The sequence below is a fragment of the Anabaena sphaerica FACHB-251 genome (assembly GCF_014696825.1).
Classification (GTDB): domain Bacteria; phylum Cyanobacteriota; class Cyanobacteriia; order Cyanobacteriales; family Nostocaceae; genus RDYJ01.
Window position 1 is genome coordinate 41,027 of record NZ_JACJQU010000021.1, and the last position, 23,064, is coordinate 64,090.

General features: G+C 38.4%; 19 protein-coding genes and 1 pseudogene. 9 read left to right on the top strand and 11 right to left on the bottom strand.

What is annotated here, in order from left to right; translation table 11 throughout:
* Positions 1-136: 136 nt before the first annotated feature.
* Positions 137-2,002, top strand: a complete 1,866-nt coding sequence (locus H6G06_RS23325; protein ID WP_206754722.1) for a trypsin-like peptidase domain-containing protein — start codon at positions 137-139, stop codon at positions 2,000-2,002.
* A 5-nt stretch (positions 2,003-2,007) separates the two neighbouring features.
* Positions 2,008-3,834: a tetratricopeptide repeat protein gene (locus H6G06_RS23330; protein WP_190564452.1), complete on the top strand. Its 1,827-nt coding sequence runs from the start codon at positions 2,008-2,010 to the stop codon at positions 3,832-3,834.
* A gap of 191 nt (positions 3,835-4,025) precedes the next feature.
* On the opposite strand, the pseudogene H6G06_RS23335 reads toward H6G06_RS23330, so the two are convergent.
* A pseudogene (locus H6G06_RS23335) lies at positions 4,026-4,910 on the bottom strand (hypothetical protein).
* 286 nt (positions 4,911-5,196) lie between these two features.
* On the opposite strand from H6G06_RS23335, the gene H6G06_RS23340 reads away from it, so the two are divergent.
* On the top strand, positions 5,197-5,916 hold the full coding sequence (locus H6G06_RS23340; protein WP_242039830.1) for an OB-fold-containig protein: 720 nt from the start codon (positions 5,197-5,199) through the stop codon (positions 5,914-5,916).
* A 21-nt stretch (positions 5,917-5,937) separates the two neighbouring features.
* Entirely contained in the window at positions 5,938-7,848 is a 1,911-nt protein-coding gene (locus H6G06_RS23345; protein WP_190564453.1) for a flotillin family protein, read from the top strand.
* 58 nt (positions 7,849-7,906) lie between these two features.
* Here the strand turns inward: H6G06_RS23345 and H6G06_RS23350 are convergent, their stop codons facing one another.
* The 3 genes from H6G06_RS23350 to H6G06_RS23360 form a co-directional block, all read right to left on the bottom strand.
* Positions 7,907-8,203 (bottom strand): DUF2288 domain-containing protein, encoded by a 297-nt coding sequence (locus H6G06_RS23350; RefSeq protein ID WP_190564454.1) that lies wholly within the window; start codon positions 8,201-8,203, stop codon positions 7,907-7,909.
* A gap of 171 nt (positions 8,204-8,374) precedes the next feature.
* Entirely contained in the window at positions 8,375-9,448 is a 1,074-nt protein-coding gene (locus tag H6G06_RS23355) for an AI-2E family transporter (protein WP_422387061.1), read from the bottom strand.
* Between the two features lie 301 nt (positions 9,449-9,749).
* Entirely contained in the window at positions 9,750-10,388 is a 639-nt protein-coding gene (locus H6G06_RS23360; protein WP_190564455.1) for a 1-acylglycerol-3-phosphate O-acyltransferase, read from the bottom strand.
* 308 nt (positions 10,389-10,696) lie between these two features.
* Here H6G06_RS23360 and H6G06_RS23365 point away from each other — a divergent pair, with 308 nt between their 5' ends.
* Positions 10,697-10,888: a DUF2795 domain-containing protein gene (locus tag H6G06_RS23365; RefSeq protein ID WP_190564456.1), complete on the top strand. Its 192-nt coding sequence runs from the start codon at positions 10,697-10,699 to the stop codon at positions 10,886-10,888.
* A gap of 173 nt (positions 10,889-11,061) precedes the next feature.
* Here H6G06_RS23365 and fabD read toward each other — a convergent pair whose 3' ends face one another.
* The 5 genes from fabD to H6G06_RS23390 all read right to left on the bottom strand — a co-directional run bounded on the left by fabD (position 11,062) and on the right by H6G06_RS23390 (position 16,624).
* Positions 11,062-11,949 (bottom strand): ACP S-malonyltransferase, encoded by an 888-nt coding sequence (gene fabD / locus H6G06_RS23370; protein WP_190564457.1) that lies wholly within the window; start codon positions 11,947-11,949, stop codon positions 11,062-11,064.
* 93 nt (positions 11,950-12,042) lie between these two features.
* A complete protein-coding gene (locus H6G06_RS23375) occupies positions 12,043-13,059 on the bottom strand; it encodes a beta-ketoacyl-ACP synthase III (RefSeq protein ID WP_199306850.1) in 1,017 nt (338 codons plus the stop codon).
* Between the two features lie 138 nt (positions 13,060-13,197).
* Entirely contained in the window at positions 13,198-14,223 is a 1,026-nt protein-coding gene (gene plsX, locus H6G06_RS23380) for a phosphate acyltransferase PlsX (protein WP_190564458.1), read from the bottom strand.
* Positions 14,224-14,986: 763 nt separating this feature from the next.
* Positions 14,987-16,459, bottom strand: a complete 1,473-nt coding sequence (locus tag H6G06_RS23385) for a leucyl aminopeptidase (protein WP_190564459.1) — start codon at positions 16,457-16,459, stop codon at positions 14,987-14,989.
* Positions 16,460-16,474: 15 nt separating this feature from the next.
* Positions 16,475-16,624 carry a hypothetical protein gene (locus H6G06_RS23390; protein WP_190564460.1) on the bottom strand — a complete coding sequence of 50 codons (150 nt, stop codon included), beginning with the start codon at positions 16,622-16,624 and terminating at the stop codon, positions 16,475-16,477.
* Positions 16,625-17,123: 499 nt separating this feature from the next.
* Between H6G06_RS23390 and H6G06_RS23395 the strand changes: the two genes are divergently transcribed.
* A complete protein-coding gene (locus H6G06_RS23395; RefSeq protein ID WP_190564461.1) occupies positions 17,124-17,411 on the top strand; it encodes a hypothetical protein in 288 nt (95 codons plus the stop codon).
* A gap of 222 nt (positions 17,412-17,633) precedes the next feature.
* Here H6G06_RS23395 and H6G06_RS23400 read toward each other — a convergent pair whose 3' ends face one another.
* Entirely contained in the window at positions 17,634-18,446 is an 813-nt protein-coding gene (locus H6G06_RS23400) for an alpha/beta fold hydrolase (RefSeq protein WP_190564462.1), read from the bottom strand.
* A gap of 808 nt (positions 18,447-19,254) precedes the next feature.
* On the opposite strand from H6G06_RS23400, the gene metG reads away from it, so the two are divergent.
* The 3 genes from metG to lptC all read left to right on the top strand — a co-directional run bounded on the left by metG (position 19,255) and on the right by lptC (position 22,877).
* A complete protein-coding gene (metG, locus tag H6G06_RS23405) occupies positions 19,255-20,856 on the top strand; it encodes a methionine--tRNA ligase (protein ID WP_190564463.1) in 1,602 nt (533 codons plus the stop codon).
* Positions 20,857-21,003: 147 nt separating this feature from the next.
* The gene (locus tag H6G06_RS23410) at positions 21,004-21,633 is read left to right on the top strand and encodes a LabA-like NYN domain-containing protein (RefSeq protein WP_190564480.1); all 630 of its coding nucleotides are present in this window, start codon (positions 21,004-21,006) and stop codon (positions 21,631-21,633) included.
* Positions 21,633-22,877, top strand: coding sequence for an LPS export ABC transporter periplasmic protein LptC (gene lptC / locus H6G06_RS23415; protein WP_190564464.1), 1,245 nt, complete (start codon positions 21,633-21,635; stop codon positions 22,875-22,877). Before H6G06_RS23410 ends, lptC begins: the two co-directional genes overlap by 1 nt.
* On the opposite strand, the gene H6G06_RS23420 is transcribed toward lptC, so the two are convergent.
* Positions 22,852-23,037 carry a hypothetical protein gene (locus H6G06_RS23420; RefSeq protein ID WP_199306851.1) on the bottom strand — a complete coding sequence of 62 codons (186 nt, stop codon included), beginning with the start codon at positions 23,035-23,037 and terminating at the stop codon, positions 22,852-22,854. The two genes, lptC and H6G06_RS23420, sit on opposite strands and share 26 nt — an antisense overlap.
* Positions 23,038-23,064: the final 27 nt, after the last annotated feature.

A 23,064-nucleotide genomic window follows, 5' to 3' on the forward strand; every position in this document is an offset into this window, starting at 1 on the left:
ACAAATTCACGGAAGCATTCTTTTAAATACCTCACGCATTTGATTTAAGGAAGATAGAACGAAGTGAAACCCAACAAATTTACGGAAGCATTCTTTTAAATACCTCACGCATTTGATTTAAGGAGGGTAGAACGAAGTGAAACCCAACAAATTTACGGAGGTGTTGGGTTATGGCTTCGCCACACTTCGTGAACGTTCCTCAACCCAACCTACGTATAGTCTAAAATCTCTTTATTCACCCAAACGAAAAAACAAAATGAAACGCCTATTTTTCACCCTCATCTGCACAACTGCTTTATTAACTATCTCCCCACAATTATTATTTGTTCCTCCTAACCCTGTCACCGCACAACAAACCACTCCACAATTATTAACTACAGAAGAATTACAGAATTTAGCTAAATCAATCACTATCAAAGTATTAACTAAAAATGGCAGTGGTTCAGGGACTTTAATTGCTAAAAATGGGAATAATTACACGGTTTTAACTAATGATCATGTTTTGAGTCCCGGTGAATCTTATCGCGTTCAAACACCAGATGGTAAAATTTATGCGGCTACTGTGATTAAAGAAAAACCACCATCTTTAAAAAATCAAGATGTGGCTTTATTGCAGTTTCAATCAACAGCAGAATATACTATAGCCTCTTTAGGAATTTCTTCACCTATTGCTGTAGAACAAAAAATTGTTGCGGCTGGGTTTGTTTATGATAATGCTAAAATAATTTTCACAGACGGTAATATTTCTCTGTTACCAGATAAAAGTTTTCAAAGAGGTTATCGCATTGGTTACAGTAACAAAATTCAACCGGGAATGAGTGGGGGACCCATACTCAATTATCAAGGTGAAGTAATTGGGATTAATGCTGTTCATGCTTATCCTATTTCTGATAAAATATATGTATTTTCTGATAACTCTAAACCCAGTGCAGCCGAACGTCAACAAATGCGTCAATATAGTTGGGGTGTACCGATTTATAGTGTCGCTAAAGTCCTAACTGATATCAATGATGTCAATGTTGATAATAACCGATTGACAGCTAAAAAAGGTTTGATTAATGATATTGATAAAATTGCTCAAGAAATTACAGTTTTAATTCCTGCTGCTGATGGTGTTGGTTCAGGGGTAATTATTGCCCAAAAAAGTGATACTTATTATGTGCTGACATCTGATCATGTGGTATGGGATAATTTGCATGAAAAAAGATTTAGAGATAAGTTAGAAATTGTCACACCAAATAATCAAAGATATGCTGTAAATGTCAGCAAAATCAACAGAATGCCCGGTGTTGATTTAGCAGTTATGCAGTTTACCAGCAATAAAAAATATCGCGTTGCGACTTTAGCAAATTATAGTTTAGAAAATAAAAAAATGAATGTTTTTGTTTCTGGATTTCCTGCTAAGAAACAACAAAATAAGAATAAACCTAATCGCATTCTAACGGCGGGAAGTTTGATGAAACAAGAAAGGGTTAGGTTGAATACTTATGTAAGTTTCAATAATCAAGGTTCTTTAGAAAATCAACCTTCTATTCAACGTCGTCAAGTAGAGACTGTTTTGAGTGATGGTTATGAGCTACTTTATAGTAATATAACTGAGGGAGGTATGAGTGGCGGTGCTGTTTTGGATACCCAGGGGCGAGTTGTTGGTATTCATGGCAGAGTAGAAGCTGAACTAGAAAATAATAAACTTGAAGAAATCAATTTAGGTAGAAGTTCAGGTATTCCTATTAGTACCTTTTTAGGTTTAGTTAAGCAGGTAGGGATAGAGTCAGATTTAAAGATAGAAACTACTTTGCCACCTACACTTAAAAAGCCAGAAGAAGATTTAATTAGTGAATATTTATTACCATTAGATCAAGTTCCTCAAGATAGTGATGATGAAATATCATGGTTAAATTATGCAAATCAACTATGGCGTTCTAAGAAATATCCAGAAGCGATAAAAGCTGTTGATAAAGCGATTGAGAAAAAACCAGATTTTATCAAGCTTGGTATTTGAAAGGTTTGATATTCAATAATGAAGAAAAATATTTAGAATCTATTGCTGCTTTTGATAAAGCTGTGGAAATTAATCCAAACTTTGCTCAAGCTTGGAAATATCGTGGTAGGTCGCTATCAGGAACAAAGCAATTTTCAGAAGCATTGGTATCTTTTGATAAAGCTATTGCACTCAGCCCCAATCAGTTTGATCTTTATTTTTCCCGAGGTTTTATGTTGTTCCTATTAAACCGTTTTCCTGAAGCCATTAATGATTACAATCAAGCTATTAATATTTATCCTCACTCTTGGGTATATCAGAAGCGAGGTAATGCCTACGGAGAATTAGAAGACTATACAAAGGCTATATCAGACTACACTGAAGCCATTCGCCTTAACCCTAATGATGCTTTATCCTACTACTTTCGGGCTGTTGATTACTCTGAATTAAAAAACTATAAACAGGCTATATTAGACTATACTGAAGCCATTCGTTTCGACCCTAAAAATGCCTCATACTACTACTTTCGGGGTTTTATGTACTCAGAGAATTTACAAGATAATAAACAGGCTATAGCTGATTTCACTCAAGCCATTTATCTCGAACCTGAAAATGCTGAATACTACCAGTGGCGGGGTTTTGTATACTATCGTTTAAATGAAGAGAAAAAGGCTATAGCTGATTACAAAAAAGCAGTTGAGATTAAACCAAAAAATGCAGATGATTATCAGACACGGGGTCTTGTTTACTTACTATTGAGAGATTATAAACAGGCTATAGCTGATTACACTCAAGCCATTAAACTTGACCCTAAAAATGCCGACTACTACTGGAGTCGGAGTACTCCCTACAAAATATTAAAAGACTATAAACAAGCTATAGCTGATTTAGATCAAGCGATTAAAATCAACCCTAAAGATGCTGAATACTACAGCTTTCGGGCTGATGTCTACAAAGACTTAGAAGACTATAAACAGGCGATAGCTGATTTCACTCAAGCCATTAAACTTGACCCTAAAAATTCCTCCTACTACTTCGCACGGGGTCTTACCTACTCATATGATTTAAAAGACTATAGACAGGCAATAGCAGATTACACTCAAGCAATTAAATTTAAACCTGAAGAGGTCTTATTCTATAACAACCGGGGTGATGCTTACTCTGAGTTACAAGAGTATAAACAGGCGATTGATGATTACACTCAAGCAATAAAGATTGAACCTGAGAATGCCTTCTACGTCATCAATAACCCCTACAGCAGTCGTGGTTTTGCTCACTTTCACTTAAAAGAGTACAAACAGGCAATTGATGACTATAATAAAGCAATTAAAATTGCACCTAAAAATCCTGGACACTACTTGATACGGGGTCTTGCTTACGGTGAATTAAAAGACTACAAACAGGCGATTGATGACTTTAATAAAGCCATTCAATTTAATCCAGAATTCCCTGAAGCCTACTACACCCGGGGTATTGCCTACTATTTATCAAAAAACTATCAACAAGCAATAAATGATTGGACTCAAGCTATTAAATTCAAACCTGAATATCCTGAAGCATACACCAATTTAGGCATAGTTCGCTATGAAATGGGAGAAGTAGAAACAGCAATTAATCATTGGCGAAATGCGGTAAAAATAAATAGCAATTTTGCAGAAGCCCATTTAGCTTTAGGTGTAGCTTTGTACGCTAAAGGTGATAAAGAAGCGGGTTTAAAATCGGGAGAAACGGCATTAAAATTAGATAAAATTTATGGAAAGATAGAGTTTTTGAAAGAAAATGGTTGGGGTGAAAAGTTGATAAAAGATAGTCAGGAGCTTTTGAATAATCCCAGGATGAAAAGTTTGATTTAACGTGAGTTTAAGGGATATTAAAAACCCCTCTCCAAACCTCTCCCCTGCAAGGAGAGAGGCTTTGAAAGTCTGATTTTTCTGTAAACCAGGATTTTTGCCCCTCTCCGATGCGGAGAGGGGTTGGGGAGAGGTTCATGAAAATCACACGTTAACTTAAAGCTGTCCTAAACCGCCTCTTTTTTTCAGAACATCTAATCAACCTTATACCTAGCTAATAATTCCTCACGGGAAAGATTAAGTAACAACTGAGTTCTTTCTGTGAGAGAAAGTTCCATCATCGGAGTCGCAATAGCAGATAACTCATCATCTAAATTACCAAAACGCACTGTTAGTAAACTCTCTATCATCAAACGCTGTCCGTCTTTTTGTCCTTCTTGTTTCCATTCTTCCCGTTGTTTCAGATATGCTGGTGATAAACTCATAATTAACTCCTTTACCTCTTCATCATTGACATCACTATTCAATTCTAAATTTTTTCGCCAAGATGCGAAAATTTCCACCAGTCTGTTCCATTTATCATTCTTTTTTGAGAGTTGAACTACTTCGGTAATAGCTTCCGTTTGAGTTCTGCCTTTTCCTAGTACCCTTAACCATAGTGTATCCTCTGTCATGGGTAATTGGTTAATGGCAACAATGGCAGTTTTATAAGCTTTTGGGAGAAAATATACTCCTTTTTCCCAGTTATCTTTTGCTTTTCCTCCAAAACTGTTGAGGATTTTTTCAGAACAGGTTGGTGTTAAAATCCATAAACAAGGTAATTCTTCTTCAGATAAAGAACGTTTTTCTCTTTTCGCTTGTCTTAACAATTCACCTTGAACGCTATACAATTTTAACAAACAACTCCTAATTTCTATTTCATTAGGTGCATTACGGTAAGGTTCAAATAGACAGCTTGTAACCGCCATTTTTCCTAATAATCCTAACTCTGAATTTTCAGATTTTGTGGTTGGAATAAACCAAACATCAATTTATTGAACTTCGCTTTTTACATCTTTGCTAGTTGTGACATTACCTAGAGGTGTTAATATTTCCTCTAGATACTCTTTTGCTAGTTGGTCATGGGGTTGTCGTGTCATGAAATTGATTAAGATACTGGCATTTATTAAATTTATTAGTTTATATCTAGTTTAACTTAATATGGTTTGAATTGGTAGGAGGTTAGCAATTCTAAACCCCTACAAAAATTTATCTGTATCAGGATTTTCGTTAATTTGTATCACCCTAGTTATCAAAATGTTCAAACTTAAATTATCTAGTTTTGTTAATATTATTAATCATCATAAAGTTAAGTTGTTAATAAAGTTAAGTAATCTAAAAAAAACAAAGATTTAATCTTGACATCTCTCTAGAAAAGAGAATAAAATGTATTCAAACAAGAATATAAAAATACCTGCTAAATATCTTGCAGGAGAAAATATGCTGTTTAGTCCAGCTAACTTACCTTATTGGATTTTCCTAATCACGGGAATATTGCTTTTTTTGTTCATGATTTTTATAGGAGGGGGAGAAGCAGAATTAGATGCTGATGCAGATTTAGATGTGGAAACTGACAGCGAAGTGAGCTTTGGAAACTTTCTCGGATGGGCAGGTATTGGTAAAGCTCCATTGTTGTTATTGTTGGCAACAGATTTAAGTCTGTGGGGTGTTATTGGTTGGATGTTCAATGTTTGGTTTGGTGGCATTGCTCAAAATCTAAAAGTTCCTTTCATCGAGATTATTATCTTGTTGGTTTCCCTATTTATAAGTTTATTTATAGGTAGATTGATAGCTGAACCAATTGGTAAAATGTTTGCTGAATTTAGTGAAGATGCAAGTAGCGATCGCCTAGTAGGTTGCATTGGTACTGTTACTTCTGTCTATATTCCTACGGAAAATCTAGGCAAAATTGGTCAGGTAGATATTCTCGATCCAAAAGGTAATTTTTTGACTATTAATGCTGTTATTCCAGATTGGGCAACTATCGCACCACAACGGGGAGAGAAAGTGATAGTAATTGAAATTAAACAGCAACTTTATTTAGTGATTACTAAAGACAGTGTAGATGAAGAACATTGGTTAAATAGCTCAAACTCTAAAAATTAAAGTTAGTTCAAGGAAAAGAATATGCTTTTTTGGCTGACATTTATCCAGGCTCTACCAACTGTTAATGTACCGGAAATATCATCATTTAAGGGACAATCAAAGCAGGAATATACAACATCAATTAATCCCGCATTTCCACTGACAACACAGCCGACTTTAGCCCAAATAAATGGGGGAATAGTATTTCCTGGGATTGTTGTTACTTTAGTTTTACTGCTGCTATTAAGCTTGTTTGCTTATACCAGAGTTTATGTAGTCACACCCAACAACGAAGCTTTTGTGAGGACGGGGGGACTATTTACTAAAAAGAAAGCGGTAATTCTCTATGGTGGTTGCATTGTTTTACCGGGATTTCATCAATTAACAAGAGTACCTTTGAGGGAAATTTCTATTGATGTAGAACGCACTGGAAAAATGGCTGTGCGTACCAAAGATTATCTGAGAGCAGATATCAGAGTTACTTTTTATGTATGTATTAATGCCTCAGAAGATGATGTTTTGACTGCTGCTGCCAGACTATCACAAAATGGTACAAAAATTAATCCTGAAGACATCAAAAATGCTTTAGAAAAAAGAGCAGATGACGCAATTAGAGCCGCAGCTAAAACCAAGGATTTAGCAGAAATTGATTCTGATAAATTGGGGTTTGCTCAGGAAGTTTTAAACTTGGTGGGTACAGATTTGAAGAAAGTGGGATTAACACTAAATAATATTGCCATTTCGGAAATATTAGAAAGTGTTACCTATGATCCTGATAATTTCTTTGATGCTCAAGGTGTACGTTTGCGAACGGAAATTATTCAACGTTCAGTGCAACAAAAACGGGAAGTTGAATTATCAGCACAGGTGACAATTGAGCAGAAAGAATTGGATGCTCAAAAAAGATCATTGCAAATTGCCCAAGAGCAAGAAAGTGCTAAACTATCTCAAAAGCTGCAAGTAGAAGCACTAAAAGCACAGCGAGAAAGGGAAATTCAAGAGTCTAAAGATAGAGAAGCTGCAACGGTACAACGTACCAAAATTTTGCAAGAAAAATCAGTGGAAGAGGAAGAAATTCGCAGAAAGTTATCCCTCCAACAAAGCCAAATTGAAGCTGATATTGCTTTAGAAGAACGGAATAAACAATTAAAAGTAGCGCAAGCATTGCAAAAACAAGAAGCAGAATTAGCAGAAATTATTCGTCAACAAAGTGTACAATCTGGAAAGTTGAAAGCACAAGTACAGATAGCTGAATCAGAAAGAGTCGCAAGATTAGCTCAAGAAGATGTGGCCATAGCAATTGCTAACAAAAAACGTGAAAGCTTTGTTGCACAAGCAGAACAAGCTAAAGCCGAAGAATCTGTAAAAACAGCCGGTGAAGTCGAAAAAGCTGAACGTACCAAACGCTTATCTATTATAGCCGCAGAAAGGGAAGCTCAAGAACGGAGTATCAGCGATCGCAACGTTGTCGAAATCGACGCTTTCCGTCGTCGTCGTCAAGCAGAAATTGCCCAAGAAGCAGCCGAATTAGAAGCAGAAGCAATTCGTACTCTCGCAGATGCTAACCGTGATAAAGCCTTAGCTGAAGCAGAAGGTATTCAAGCTAAAATTGCGGCCGAAAATACTATTAGCAATGCTAACTTAAGTGCGAAAATTCTCACAACTATCTGGCCAGAATTAGCGGATAAACTACCAGAAATTGTCACTGCTTTAGCACCACAACCAGGAGTTTTAGGAGATACTCGCATTTATTCCTTCCCCGGTGCAAATGGTAGTAATGGCAGTCAAGATATTAACAAGTTGCTATTATCTACTAGCGGACTTTCCTTAATTAATACCTTGTTAGATGAAGGTAAATTAGGAGACTTAATTGGGCAAGTTAGTCAAATGGTGCGTAGTAATAACTCAGTCAGTCCACCCAGTCTGAATCACCAAGACAAAGAAAGTAATTAATAATTACTAATTCATAATTCGTAATCGAAATAAATTATGAATTATGAATTATGAATTTTCAAACAGTAGCTTTTTCTTGCACTAAAACGTAAGGTTCAACAATTAGAGCATTAAACCGCTTGGTGCGATCGCTATTCCATTCTCCTAACTGTTCTGGTGTGGGTTTGGCCAGCAACTGTTCATCAATCCAATTTTGGACAGAGGGCATATTATCACTAGCGATCGCTTCTCCCACATCCAGCAAATCTAACCCATCCGCTACCACAATGATCGCATCCCTTTGTGCATGGGGAATTAGCCAATCCCATTCCGCTTCATCCAAGTTTTCTTTTAAAGCATCTTTTAAATCTGACATAATTCATCGATGATATTCTTATAATTTTCATTTTATATGATTTATCAACTTGAGTAAACTAATTCGTAATTCATATTCCAAAACCCTTCCAAATACCAATGGCACACACTAATTTTGAGCGCGGATACACAGATGCTTGAGTTCTTATCTCCCATCATCCATGACTAATGACTAAATCTCTGATTTCATTTCTTCGATTTCTAACAAAGATACAATAATACCTGTGATGGGAATAGATATAAAAATACCCAATAAACCAGCAATTCTAGCACCCAATAGTATAGCCAAAAAAACCACAACAGGATTAAGATTTAATGTACCTTGCATCACTCGTGGGGCAATTAAATTATCTTGAATTTGCTGGAGAATAATACACGTACCCAATACCTTGAATGCTAACCAGACATCCTGGGATAAAATGATTAAACTAACTATACTAATTCCTAAAGTTGCCCCAATACCAGGAATAATATCAATTAGACCCACTATAACTGCCAGTAGCAAAGCAAAAGGCACATTTAATAATATAAAAACTAAAAACGTGGAAGTTGTGAGAAATAAAGTTAATAATAATTGCGCTCTAAAAAATCCTAAAAAATTACGTTTGATTACTTTAGTAACTCTACCGCGTTGCTTCTGGGGTATGATTTTGAGCATCAATTTCCACAGCTTTTCGCCATCAAGTAACATGAAGAAAGCCACAACGGCAATTAAGATAAAAGTAATAAAATTAGTGAGTACTGCTTGTAAAATAGCCAAACTTGTAACTAGAGTTGATACAGCTTGATCGCGTATTTGTGTTTCAATAGCACTCAAGTCTATCTGAAGATTTCGGGATTGTAAAAATTTTTCTATTTGCTCTATTAAAGGTACTAAAGAATTTAAAAAAACTGTAATACTATCTACTAATTGTTGACCCTGGGATAAAACTGCTAAACTTACAGTAATAGCTATACCTCCCAGAATAAATATGCTCACCAAGAAAACAACAATAACTGCTAACCCGTGAGGTAAAAACCTTTGTAACCATTTGACAGGATAGCTAAGTAAAAAGGCCAAAATAGTAGCAAATGTGAAAATCACAATTACCAATTGAAAATAATCTAGCAGTTGTATAATTACCCAACCACAAGCAATTAAAAGTAAAAATCGGACTAATGCTAAACTATTGAGACGCTGCAATAAATTTCTGGCTTCAAAGCCACTCGTATCAATTTTTGATTCTTGATTTTGGCTTGTCAAAATATTCACAAAATAAGCTTTTAGAAACTTTGTCTGTGGCAATCATTTTCTCAATGGCTAATACCATTTCTATAAAGAAATGCGCCTAATGATTAACGTAAAGGTGGGCTTTGTCTATATAAACCCAGATTTATGTTATGTTCGCGTAGCGTGCTGTAGGCATGGGTAGAATTATAGTGGTGAAGTTCAATCAAATATATACTATTACCGAATTGTTCGCTACATCCTTAAAGCATATTCCTTAGTAGATAAATTTTGTCGGCACTTTTACAATTTATGATCCAAAATCTAAACTTGCTATTATCTATCGTCCTAAATCGTGCATTTCATTAATCACAGTCGCACATTTTTGTGTCATTGCTTCTAATTCTGGTTTACTAGTAGAAGTAGGAGCATCAATTAGTTTACCAATTCTGACAGTAATGGGAACTGCACGGGGAAGAGATGAACCTGGTTGTAAAATCTTGTCAGTACCCCATAAACTCACGGGTAAAAAAGGTACTTTGGCCTTAGCTGCTATTAGTGCTGCGCCTTTTTTGGGGTCAGTAATGCGACCGTCGGGGGTACGAGTACCTTCTAAAAATACACCCACAGCCCAACCATGATCAAGACATTCTAGAGCCGCACGAATAGCAGCACGGTCAGCACTACCCCGACTGACGGGATAAGCACCGTATAGTTTAATAGCTTGTGCTAAAACTGGGACTTTAAACAATTCTTCCTTAGCCATATACGCGACTGGACGACGTACACAATTAGAAACAATTGGAGGGTCAAAGTAACTTGCATGATTGCTAACTACTAGCACTGGACTGGTTTGGGGGACATTTTCCACGCCATAAATCTTCACACGGAAATAAGTGTGAAGTATGGGACTAACCACTGACCACTTGAAAGCCTGGTAAAGTGCCAAACTAATTAAAGGTTCGCGTTCTCTGGTCACGGAAGATAATTCAAATGAGACTAAAATTTAGCATACAGTAGAAGTGGATTAAATCACTAATAAGGAATCAAAAGGGAACAGGGAAAGGGCAACAGGGAACAGGGCAAGCCCCATCATTAAAATTAGGGCATTTGAAACGGACGTATTTTTGAAGCACTAAGTGTCTTTCGACAAATGTTTTTACCTCTTTGCGCTATCACTTCAAGAAGAAAAATTTTGATATTTAAGATACATCCGCAGGTAGAGAATATTCACAGCGAACGCCAATAGCCTATATATTAAACCACCAATTATATAGAGGTTAGGTTATGGCAGTATCTGCGATTGATATTTCCAGAAGTCTCAGTGGCATAGATTTTCCTGCAAATAAAGAGGATTTGGTCAGCCATGCCAGAGATAAAAATGCCAGCAAGGAGGTAATCGACGTTCTCCAACAAATGCCAGAGCGTGAATATGAAAACATGGCAGATGTGGAACACGAATTTGGTCAAGTTAGATAATTTTGAATGTTTTTGTTTTCTTGTCTGTCTACTTCATTAGACATCGACCAAAATTAAATTTGCCTTTTTTAGAAACCTTGTGGAGACGTTCCATGGAACGTCTCTACATTATGCTTCACTAGATGTCTATTGAATTATTTTTTGCTATTATTTCTCTTTTAATTGTGAATTAATTAATCATCAACAGGTAACTCCCCAGTATTACGAATATTCTCCAACTTCAAGCCAGAGGCAGTACGTTTAATCAAACCAGTTAAAACGTTGCCAGGTCCAATTTCTACTACTTTCTCAATCCCATGTTCTGGTAATTGCAAAGCAATTTCTCGCCAACGCACTGAACCAGTCATTTGTTGAGTTAAACGCTGCTTTAAAATGTCTGCATCAACTTCAGGAACTGGATCTACATTTGATGCAACGGGAACAACAGCTGTTTGAAAAACTGTTGCATCTAAAATTTCTTGAAATTCCTGTGATGCTGCTGCCATTAAATGTGAGTGAAAAGCACCGGAAACTTTGAGAGGCACAGCACGTTTAGCTTTCACTTGGGACATTACAGCTTGTACACCTTCAGGAGTCCCCGAAATAACAACTTGTGCTGAACTGTTATCATTTGCTAACACGACATCCGGTGTTTCGGAAATCACTTGGTCTAATTGTTCCCGGTCAAAATTGAGTAATGCAGCCATCATCCCACCAGCAGCATTATCCATAATTTCTGCGCGGCGTTTGACTAAGTGTAAACCAGTAGACCAGTCAAAAACACCAGCAGCATAAAGAGCAATATATTCTCCTAAACTGTGACCGGCGACTAAATTTGGTTCTTGTCCCCGTTCCCGCAATAAATCAACGAGAATACTTTCTATCACATATAAACAGGGCTGTGTGTAAAGTGTGCGTGATAATCTTTCTTCGTCATTTTGACAAATTTCGCTCACAGACCAGCCCAAAATTGCCTCAGCTTGGTCGAATTTTGCTTTGGCAGATGGTATATCTAGTAGATCCATTCCCATGCCCAAGGCTTGCGAACCTTGTCCGGGAAACACCCATGCAGTTTTAGTCATTTGTCCTTAGTAATTAGTAATTAGTCATTGGTAATAGGGAAAAATACAATTTATTACCCAGCCCCCAGTCCCCAGTCCCCAGTCCCCAGTAACCTATCTTCCCCATTGAAAAATTGCTGCACCCCAGGTTAAGCCTGCGCCAAAGCCAGAGGTGGCAATGATATCATTAGGTTTGATTTTGCCTTGCCTTACTGCTTCATCTAATGCCAAGGGGATGGAAGCAGCGGAGGTGTTTCCATAATGAGCAACATTACTAATTACTTTATGTTCAGGAATATTTAAGCGTTCAGCCACGGAATTGATAATACGCTGATTTGCTTGATGTAAAATTAACCAATCTATTTTATCTACACTCAGATGAGCCTCAAATAAAGCTTTGTCTATGACTTCTGGCACTTTCTGAACGGCAAAGCGATAAACTTCTTTACCGTTCATGCTGATGGGTTGATAAGTGCCTGTAGGTACATGAATATTTGGTGTCACTTGTTGAGTAGTACCTTGATAAGCCAAGTTGAGATAATGGTTTTGAGTTCCATCGCTTTTTAGGGAAAATCCCAATAAGCGATCGCTCTTATTCGCTTGCAAAACCACTGCCCCAGCACCATCACCGAACAATACACAAGTGCGGCGATCTTGCCAATCTACCCAACGAGATAGGATATCTCCCCCGATCAATAGTACATTTTGGTAAACACCTGTTCTGATATATTGGGCTGCTGTGACTAGTCCAAACACGAAACCAGAACAGGCGGCTGTTAAATCAAAGGCCACTGCTTTGATTGCCCCTAATTCAGCTTGAACTCGACAAGCACTACCAAATAAGTCATCTGGGGTAGAAGTTGCCAGCAAAATTAAATCAATATCCTCTGCTTTAATTCCTGCTGCTGCAAGAGCCTGTTTACTAGCATCCGTTGCCAGTGTAGTCAATGATTCAGGCGGTAATGCTAACTGCCGTTGACTAATTCCTGTTCTTGTGGTAATCCACTCGTCTGAAGTCTCAACGAGTTCCGTTAGTAACTGGTTATCCAAGGGAGTTGCTGGTACTGCCGAGCCACTCCCTGTTATTGCTATGCCATTGTTGAATAAATTCTGCACTCCTAATCTCCCCATTTGTCAGTTGTCAGTTGTCAGTTGTCAGTTGTCAGTTGTCTTTTATTCAGCAGAAATAACCAATAACTAGGTACTAATAATGACCGATGACTAATGACAAATGACGATGGCTATTCGCGTAGCGTTTCGGAGAGAAGGCTAATCGCTTTCGCTCTGTAGGATTTGATATTGTGACTGTAGTCTTTGTAATACTTGATTATCTACAGCTTCTTTGGCCATGCGAATAGCACTAAAAATAGAAGGTGCTTGGGAACTACCATGACCAATAAAACAGATTCCGTTTACGCCTAACAGCAAAGCCCCACCATGTTCTGCGTGATCCATCCGCTGTTTAACACGCTTGAGGTTGGGTTTTAAGATTGCTGTGCCGATTTGTCCATGTAGCCCTTGGGGTAATTCTTCCCGCAGAATTTGCAGAATTACTCCTCCGACTGCTTCGGCAAATTTTAATAACACATTACCGACAAAACCATCACAGACGATCACATCAAATTCACCAGATAAGACATCACGACCTTCCGCGTTGCCACTAAAGTTAATTTGGGTATTTTCTCGTAATAATTGATAGGCACGGAGGGCTGCTTCATTACCTTTGGTATCTTCTTCACCTATATTCAATAATCCTATTTTGGGTTCAGGCATCCCCAATACATACTGACTATAAATCGAACCCATCACCGCAAACTGCTCTAAAAATTTAGGACGACAGTCTACATTAGCGCCAACATCAAGTATTAATACTGGCTTGCCTGCTTTGATGGTGGGGAATACTGTCCCAATTGCCGGGCGGTCAATTCCTGGTAGTCTACCTAAACGTAGCAAAGCGGATGCCATTGCTGCGCCAGAGTGACCAGCAGAAAATATAGCATCTGCCTGATTATTTTTAACTAAATCCATCGCTACATTAATGGAAGCCTTACGCTTTTTTCTAACTGCGTTTAAAGGCTCTTCATCCATAGCGATCGCTTCCTCAGCAGGAACAATCTCCAATCCCGCCATATTTGTTTTTGGCGGTATGACAGCTTCAATTTGTTGGAGATCACCCACCAACAAGATTTTCACACCCAATTCTTCCTTCGCTCGCAGTGCGCCAGCGACGATTTCAGCGGGTGCGTAATCGCCTCCCATAGCATCAATTGCGATCCTTACACCAGTCGATCCCATTGCTCCTAGCTCAAAGAAACCTTACAAATTTTATCAGATTGCAATACTCAACAATTAAAAATTCTCAAAAAAAGCTTAAGAAGCTGGACCTTTCCTGCAACTAAGCGCAGTATGTAAACATCTATATATTAAGACTCGCTTATTAAAAGCCATAAAGCAGTTGGTTAATATAGAGGATATTGAAAAATAATTCAGTAATTACACTAGCTTACAGAATAAAAACGTTACTGTCAAGTATTTCTTTATAGCGTTTTGTGATGAAAATTGGCTTGCTTTTATGATTGTAGAGACTTTACATCTAACGTCTTTAGGACTTACGCAAGATTGAACTCAAAACCTGATTCTTGCGTAGGGGTAATTCATGGAGCTTGCTTGCCCGTTGCGGTATTACCCCTACTTCCGTTCTGTTTTGCGTAAGTTCTGGTCTTTACAAGCTGGCTGCTTGTTTTTTTCAATTATAGCAGTGGACAAGGCAGTTAGGACTTTCTTGAAAGCTAAAACTCAGTGATGGCAAGGGTTTTACTTTTGCCTGATACCTCTTTCCTTCTGCTATATCTGTCAGAAACTAGAAATACCATCAAAAAAAGGCTCTGTCTCTGGTATCACCCAAAGCAGAACCTTCCATAATTCAGCACTTACGCACGATGTGGCTGAAAACCCTATTTTTGCGTAGGGGCAATTCATGTAGCTTGCTTCCCGAAGGGTATTGCCCCTACTGTCGTGACCTTTTGCGTAAGTCCTATAATTTATAAAACCGAAAAAACTAACTCAGTACCCAATTAACCAGTGTTCTCACACCAAAACCAGTAGCACCAGCACCGTTGTAACCATTTTCCTTATCAGCCCAAACTGGGCCTGCAATATCTAGATGCGCCCACGGGGTATCCTTAACAAACTGCTTCAGGAACAAAGCCGCCGTAATAGAACCACCATAACGGGGTCCGGTATTTTTCATATCCGCGATACCAGATTTTAACCCGTCAAAATATTTCTCTTCCATCGGCAGCCGCCAAATTTTCTCACCAGCTGTTTCCGAAGCTGTTTGCAATTGGGAAGCTACAGCATCATCGGGAGTAAATAAACCGGCGATATCATCACCCAAAGCCACCACACAAGCACCTGTGAGAGTGGCTAAATCAACGATCGCATCTACACCTAATTTATCAGCATATACCAACGCATCAGCCAAGGTTAAACGCCCTTCTGCGTCGGTGTTGTTGACTTCGATTGTTTTGCCATTAGAAGCTGTAAGGACATCTCCTGGGTGCATAGCCTTACCGCTAATCATGTTTTCGGTGACGGCTGAGATAAAGTGAACCTCTACATCTGGTTTTAACTGCCCAATGGCTTTGGCCGCACCGAGAGTGGCCGCAGCACCACCCATGTCAATTTTCATGGTTTCAATCCCGCTACCAGCGCCTTTGATGTTCAAACCACCGGAGTCGAAGGTTAAACCTTTACCAATAATGGCTAATTTGCGTCTGGGTGCGGTTTCTGGTTTGTAGATGAGGTGAATAAATTTTGGTGGCAAGTCGGAAGCTTGGGCAACTCCTAAAAATGCACCCATGCCTAATTTTTCACATTCTGCTTGTTCCAGAATTTCCAGTTGCAAACCGTGATCTTTAGCTATGGCTTGGGCTGTTTGTGCCATAGTAATCGGTGTCACCGCATTAGCTGGGGCTGCTACTAACTGCCTAGCCAAAATTACCCCAGAAACAATTTGTTCAGCACGGGTAATAGCTGCTTCTTGTCCCGCTAGTCCCAGTAAATCAATAGTTTCGATTTGGGGATTTTTATCTTCTGGTTCTGATTTAAAGCGAGTATCTTGGTAAAGTGCCAGTTGTGTGCCTTCAGCAATAGCTTGGGCTGTACCTGCTGGGTCATTGTTGTAAACGGGTAAACTGATAGCCAGAGTTTTGGTTTTTTGCTTTTTAGCTGTTCGCGCTACTGTAGCCGCAACACGGCGTAAAGTTTCTAATTTCAGCGCCTCTGGTTTCCCTAAACCCACTAAAATCACTTTCCGCACGGGATGACTAGCGCCTACCCGAATGACAACGGTGCTATTAGCTTTACCTGTAAATTCTTCTTCAGCAATGATTTCTTGGAAAATTCCGCCGCTTTTCTCGTTTAAAGTGGCTAAATCGCCTGTTAACTCTACTGCGTCTTCAAATAAGCCAACGGCTAAAGTATCACCACTCCAATCTAATAAAGCTGTATTTGTAGGTTGAATCGTCATTTTTGTAATGTTCTGTTAACCTTCCTTACTTGTACCAGTATTGCTTAAAATTTCAGAATCATGGGTAAGGCTATGGGGTGATGACAGAAATTGCGCTTTGTCTTCTGCTTCCTGGCTGTTCTGCCACTGATCATGATTTATACTAAATTCAAGGTGAAGCTGCATAGAATCAGATTTCCAGAATAATTGACCGCAGATAAACACAGATAAAAACGAATGAATTAAGTAAGTGGGCGTTAAAAATTGTCGTTATGACAAGGGAACAGGGAACAGGGAACAGGGAACGGGGAACGGGGAACGGGGAAGAGGGTTTTGGTGAATTTACTTTTTGTTATATACTTCGGTTTTTTCCCGCCGACTTACTTAATGGATTTTATGCTTCTGTGCAGCCTCAGATAAAATTGGGATAAAAGAGACTGAAACTAACTTCTCCTGTTAAGATAATCCCTATTAGGGATTGAAGCTAACTGATCCTCACTATTGGCAAAATCTCTATTGGAGATTGAAAACATAATGTTGAACATCACAAACGCCAAGTTGAGCTTTTCCAGCAATAATTCTCTTGGTGAAAATGAAGCGATGAGAGAAATTGCTTACAGCATGGATTTATTAATTCGGCTATAACCGTAAAGAAATTGCTGATTTGTACAAGGTCATTGATTTAATGATGGCTTTATCTGAAGAACTACAATCAAGTTTTGAACAAAGATTAGCCAATTATCAGGAGGGACGAAAAATGCCTTTATTGAGTAATATTGAAAGACGAGCAGTAGAAAGAACTCAGAAACAAACTCGGAAACAAGATATTATCAAACTTCTACAAGTACGGTTTGGTAACATTCCAGAAAATCTGGAGTATAGCATTAATCAAATTGATGATACATCTTTGTTAGAACAACTTTTTGTATCGGCAATTAGTGTTAATTCTTTGGAAGATTTTTCACAGCTATAGGGACTTACGCAAGATTGAACTCAAAACCTGATTCTTGCGTAGGGGTAATTCATGAATTACCCCTACTTCCGTTCTGTTTTGCGTAAGTCCTGAGCTAGTTAACTCTAATTCAGGAGAATTAGAATAATTTAGAATAAAAGTTTTTGGTTGGTTTGGGGAAAGGTTAAAAGTTATATTTTCCCCTTTCTCCTTTAACCTAGAAGTATTGAGCCGACTTCTATCTTAAATTAGACCAACATGACTGTATTCTAAAGTTTCTACAAATTGATTATCTTTCAAAATCTTATACAAATTCACATCTTCCTCTAACAAACAAGCATGACCACTATCAGGTAAAATTAATGTCTTGGGATTAGGTAAAATATTATCCAATCGTTCAATCTCAGTAACAGAAGGTAACAAACGATCGCTGCCCCCAGCAATCAGTAATACTTGTTGTTTCAGTTGTTGCAATCTTTCCTCTTCAACTTGAAACTCACGCAACAACGACAAACGCCAGTTAACGGTTTCTGCGGGTAAAGAACGCATTGTTCTTAGGAGTTCATGGCGATCGCTACTCGACATCCGTGATAACGATGCCAACAGGGGTAACAATCCCAATGCACCAACATCATAAAACCATGATGGCACTAAATCAGTTAGTTGCGATAATGAGGTTAACCAAGGACGCAATTTAAAAGCTGAAGCGGGATTAATTAAAATAATGCGTTTAAATAACTGTGGTGATTGGGTAGCAACTTTCATGGCTAAACAACCGCCAAAAGACTCCCCACACAGGTAAACAGGACGGTGACAACTTCTTTCCAATTCTGCGTGAATCAAGTCTAAAACGTTCTTCGTTAGCACCTCCCAGGTAGTAAGGTCTTGTCTGGGGATCGCCAAACAACGGACATCAAAGCCAATTTCTAAGCCAGCAGTTTGCGATCGCAACAGTTGACCAGTTCCATCCATTCCTGGCAAATAGACAAACAGCGGATATTCTGGTTGTAACCGTTTGGGAGTCAGGAAACAAGGTTTAAGTTCAACGTCTGCCATTTTGCCAATGTATCTTCATCTATTAGATCTTGTTTAACTGTACCGTTTTACTTGCAATCATGGGGAAGATAGGTGACAGGTGATAGTTGACAGGTGACAGTAAAGAGGAAAGGGGGTAGAGAGATGGGGAGATGGGGAGATGAATTAATGGCTTATGACTAATGACTAAAATCAGCTTTTCGAGATAAAAATTAGCCGAGTCTGAAACTATGATTACAGATTTTAGTGAAGTTTGAATGAATTATATATAAATAAGTGAAATCGCTTAACCTATCCTTCACAGACTCACCCAAGGTAGGGAATTAGTAATATTTCTTATGGCTCTAGCTGGAGTGACGACGTAGGAGTCATACGCCACACTCCGCGAACGTAATTCGTAAAAGTGATTCCTAGTCCATAGTTAATTAGATATTTTTGTAAAAATATCGCATTTTTTCTTGATGTAATTTTTACATTTCTTTACTATAAACTTTACCATCTATAGTTAACGCCAAGCTGCGCTATCAGGTAGAAATGTATAAAAATGTATAAATCAGAGATTTAGCTTTATTTTATGAGTTTTGGTTGGTGGATTTGAGCATCACAATTGATGAATAAACCGCTTTGAACATGATTATTAACAAGTTGTTTCCGGACTTTGGGGATAAATTAGCAGGATTTCTAGATATGACAAAACAATTCTTGAGGTGAGAAATTTGCTAATATTAAGTTGTTGTTTGAAAAAACTAGTTGCAATGCTATATAATTACCTGGTTTTCCAGGATTAACTAAGCAAGAAATCGGTTTAATAATTTGTTTTTTAATTTGTATGAATCTAGTGAATAAAACTTCAAAAACCTTTGCTCTGACTACACCTCTATACTATGTAAACGATGTTCCCCATATTGGCAGTGCTTACACCACAATGGCTGCGGATGTAGTAGCCAGGTTTCAACGCTTATTAGGAAATCAGGTACTGCTGATTACGGGTACAGACGAACATGGACAAAAAATTCAGCGTTCAGCAGCAAGTTTAGGAAAACCACCACAGGAGTTTTGTGATCAAATTGTACCCAGTTTTATTAACTTGTGGCAGGTTCTGAATATTCAATATGATCGCTTTAGTCGCACTACTGCTTTAAACCATCACGCAATTGTTAAAGAATTCTTCCAACGAGTTTGGGAAAATGGCGACATTTACCAAGGACAACAAAAAGGCTGGTATTGTGTATCCTGCGAAGAATTTAAAGAAGAACGGGAACTGTTAGACGGCAAACGATGCCCCATACATACTACCAAGGAAGTAGAGTGGCGAGACGAGCAGAATTACTTTTTCCGTTTATCGAAGTATCAAAGCCAGCTAGAGGAATTTTACCAGTGTAGGGCAGATTTTATCCAGCCTGCAAGTCGGCGCAATGAAGTCCTCAACTTTGTTAGTCAAGGTTTACAAGACTTTTCGATTTCACGGGTAAATCTCGATTGGGGTTTTCCAGTACCTGTAGATCCCAAACATACCCTTTATGTCTGGTTTGATGCCCTGTTGGGTTATGTGACAGCATTATTAGAACCAGATGCAGAAGCGACTTTAGCCAATGCTTTGGAAAAATGGTGGCCAATTAATCTGCACCTCATAGGTAAAGATATATTGCGTTTCCATGCTGTTTACTGGCCTGCAATGCTGATGTCAGCTGGTTTACCTTTACCAGAGCGAGTTTTTGGGCATGGATTTTTGACTAAAGATGGTCAAAAAATGGGGAAAACTCTGGGTAATACCCTTGATCCTATTTCATTAGTCGAACGTTATGGTAGTGATGCCGTTCGTTATTACTTCCTTAAGGAAATCGAATTTGGCAAGGATGGAGATTTTAATGAAATTAGGTTCATTAATGTTTTGAATGCAGATTTGGCAAATGATTTAGGTAATTTGTTGAATCGCACTTTGAACATGGTGAAGAAATACTGCGCTGGTAAAGTTCCATCAATCGATCCAGAAGTTATTCCCGCCGAGAATGCTTTAAAAGCGATTGGTTTGGGGTTAGGGGAGAAAGTGAAACAAGCATACACAGCTTTAGCTTTCAATGAAGCTTGCCTAACTGTGCTGTCTCTTGTGCAAGCCAGCAACAAGTTTATAGATGAACAAGCTCCTTGGTCATTATATAAACAGGGAAAACAGGAAGAAGTGGAAGCGGTGCTGTACACGGTTCTCGAATCTGTGAGACTAGCAGCTTATCTCCTATCTCCCATTATTCCCAACATTAGCAGCGATATTTATCAGCAACTAGGCTGGGGAATCAATTTTAACGATCAGAAAGAAAGTTCAATTGTTGCGCCTTTTACTGCCCATGCAACGTGGGGCGTACTATCAGATAAACAACAGTTGGGTACACCCCAACCAATTTTTAAACGGATAGAACTACCAAAAAACGATTAACACTTTCCATTTTTGATTGATTTTAAAGACTGAAACGGGGCTTAAGTTTTTAGCCCCGGCAAATTATCATAAGCCCATCTAACAAGAACGTAAAAGTTAATGATTTCTATCGGAAATAACATGGATAACAACCGAGGTATGACAATGATGTTGAATAATTTGGAAAATGACTCTATTTTTACGCCGGAACAGGTTTTAGAAAATCGGGGTCGTGTGGCTATATTTATTGATGGCTCCAATTTATTTTATGCAGCTTTACAATTAGGAATCGAAATTGATTACACTAAGCTTTTATGCCGGTTGACTGGGGGATCAAGGTTATTGCGGGCTTTTTTCTACACTGGTGTAGACCGGACAAATGAGAAACAGCAGGGGTTTTTGTTGTGGATGCGTCGCAATGGTTATCGAGTCATCGCTAAGGATTTGGTACAACTGCCAGATGGCTCAAAAAAAGCTAACCTAGATGTGGAAATAGCTGTTGATATGATGGCGCTGGTCGATTCCTATGATACCGCAGTTTTAGTTAGTGGTGATGGCGATTTGGCTTACGCTGTAAATTCGGTCAGCTATCGTGGTGTCAGGGTTGAGGTGGTGAGTTTAAGGTCTATGACCAGTGATAGCTTAATTAATGTAAGCGATCGCTATATTGATTTAGAAGCCATCAAAGAAGATATTCAAAAAACACCCCGTCAAAGTTATCCCTATCGCCCATTATCTAGTATGGGGTTCTTGGACGACCATAGAGATAGTGAAGGACATTTAGAAATTCCAGAATAATGCAAAATCAACAAGGCGGGAATCATGGGAGAGAACATTCACAACTTCAGAGGGGAAGTAAATCCAACTCCCCCCGCTTCTATTCATCTGATAATTTTCAATTGCCCATAAATTTGTATTCTCTGCCTTTAACTTTATTGTTGTTGATTGGGTTATTTTCCTGCGGTAATCCATCTTCTACCAAACCAGAACAGGACGGTTCAGCTACGCAAAATACCGATAGTAAGTTGACTTTTTTCGGTGTTGCTTTAGAACAATTTGATGAAGAAGGAAGACCAATTTGGAAAGTTAAAGCTAAAGAAGCCAAGTATACCAAAGAAACAGAAATTGGTGAAGCTCAAAATCCAGATGGTGAACTTTACCAAGATGGCAAAATAGTTTACACCATTAAAGCAGAAACAGCTGACATTAAGCAAGATGGTAAGCAACTATTTCTCAAGGGAAAGATTGTGGCTACAGATCCTCGTAATGGTACTGTCTTGCAAGGTAATGAGTTAGAATGGAGACCTCAAGAAGATTTATTGATTGTTCGCAATCAATTCAATGCTAATCATCAACAATTAAAAGCCACGGCCCAGGAAGCAAGGGTAAAAACGCGTGAACAACGGGTAGAATTTTCCGGAAAAGTAGTTGCTACATCTGCTGATCCCCAACTGCAAATGCGAACTGAACATTTAATTTGGCAAATTAAAGAAGAAAAATTAATTGGCGATCGCCCCATCGAAATTGACCGTTATCAAGTTAATAAAATAACTGGACGTGGTAGAGGAAATGCCGCAGAAGTTAACTTAAAAACAAAAATTGCTACTCTTGAACCCAAAGCCCAGCTAGACTTACTAGAACCACCTATGCAGATAACTAGTAACTCGATGACCTGGAACATTAATCAAGAAATTGTCAAAGCAAATGCCCCTGTGCGTGTTTTTCACCAAGCTGAAAATGTGACAGTAACTGGCAATAAAGCAGAAATGAAAATACCACAAAAAACCGTTTATTTAACTGGTAATGTGAATGCAGTTGGTCAACGTCGTCAGTCTTTAAAATCAAATCAACTCACTTGGTATTTAGAGAAAAAATTACTAGAAGCTCAAGGAAATGTAGTTTATCGTCAAGTTGAACCACCATTGAATTTTCAGGGTACAACAGCAGTTGGCAATCTGGAGACAGAAAATATTGTTGTTAAAGGTGGTGGTTCGGGTAATAGAGTCGTAACGGAAATTATTCCCCAAGATATTGGTCAGTAGGGTTGGGGAGATGTGGAAATATGTCATTACCAGCACCACCCGCGAGGCTGTTGTTACCTGTAGTACCTGTGATGACGTTATTATCTGCATTCCCTGTACCGTTAATCTGAATAAAAAAAATTAACTTCTCAGATGAACCAAAAATAAAATTCTTCGTCAAGGGAAATATCAATATATTTTAGAGGTA

What these genes read in the sequence shown, in the direction of transcription:
- H6G06_RS23340 (WP_242039830.1), top strand. Translation starts at nt 5,197, where the DNA reads ATGTATTCAAACAAGAATATAAAAATACCTGCTAAATATCTTGCAGGA.
- H6G06_RS23345 (WP_190564453.1), top strand. Translation starts at nt 5,938, where the DNA reads ATGCTTTTTTGGCTGACATTTATCCAGGCTCTACCAACTGTTAATGTA.
- H6G06_RS23350 (WP_190564454.1), bottom strand. Translation starts at nt 8,203, where the DNA reads ATGTCAGATTTAAAAGATGCTTTAAAAGAAAACTTGGATGAAGCGGAA.
- H6G06_RS23365 (WP_190564456.1), top strand. Translation starts at nt 10,697, where the DNA reads ATGGCAGTATCTGCGATTGATATTTCCAGAAGTCTCAGTGGCATAGAT.
- fabD (WP_190564457.1), bottom strand. Translation starts at nt 11,949, where the DNA reads ATGACTAAAACTGCATGGGTGTTTCCCGGACAAGGTTCGCAAGCCTTG.
- H6G06_RS23375 (WP_199306850.1), bottom strand. Translation starts at nt 13,059, where the DNA reads ATGGGGAGATTAGGAGTGCAGAATTTATTCAACAATGGCATAGCAATA.
- plsX (WP_190564458.1), bottom strand. Translation starts at nt 14,223, where the DNA reads ATGGGATCGACTGGTGTAAGGATCGCAATTGATGCTATGGGAGGCGAT.
- H6G06_RS23385 (WP_190564459.1), bottom strand. Translation starts at nt 16,459, where the DNA reads ATGACGATTCAACCTACAAATACAGCTTTATTAGATTGGAGTGGTGAT.
- H6G06_RS23390 (WP_190564460.1), bottom strand. Translation starts at nt 16,624, where the DNA reads ATGCAGCTTCACCTTGAATTTAGTATAAATCATGATCAGTGGCAGAAC.
- H6G06_RS23395 (WP_190564461.1), top strand. Translation starts at nt 17,124, where the DNA reads ATGATGGCTTTATCTGAAGAACTACAATCAAGTTTTGAACAAAGATTA.
- H6G06_RS23400 (WP_190564462.1), bottom strand. Translation starts at nt 18,446, where the DNA reads ATGGCAGACGTTGAACTTAAACCTTGTTTCCTGACTCCCAAACGGTTA.
- metG (WP_190564463.1), top strand. Translation starts at nt 19,255, where the DNA reads ATGAATCTAGTGAATAAAACTTCAAAAACCTTTGCTCTGACTACACCT.
- H6G06_RS23410 (WP_190564480.1), top strand. Translation starts at nt 21,004, where the DNA reads ATGTTGAATAATTTGGAAAATGACTCTATTTTTACGCCGGAACAGGTT.
- lptC (WP_190564464.1), top strand. Translation starts at nt 21,633, where the DNA reads ATGCAAAATCAACAAGGCGGGAATCATGGGAGAGAACATTCACAACTT.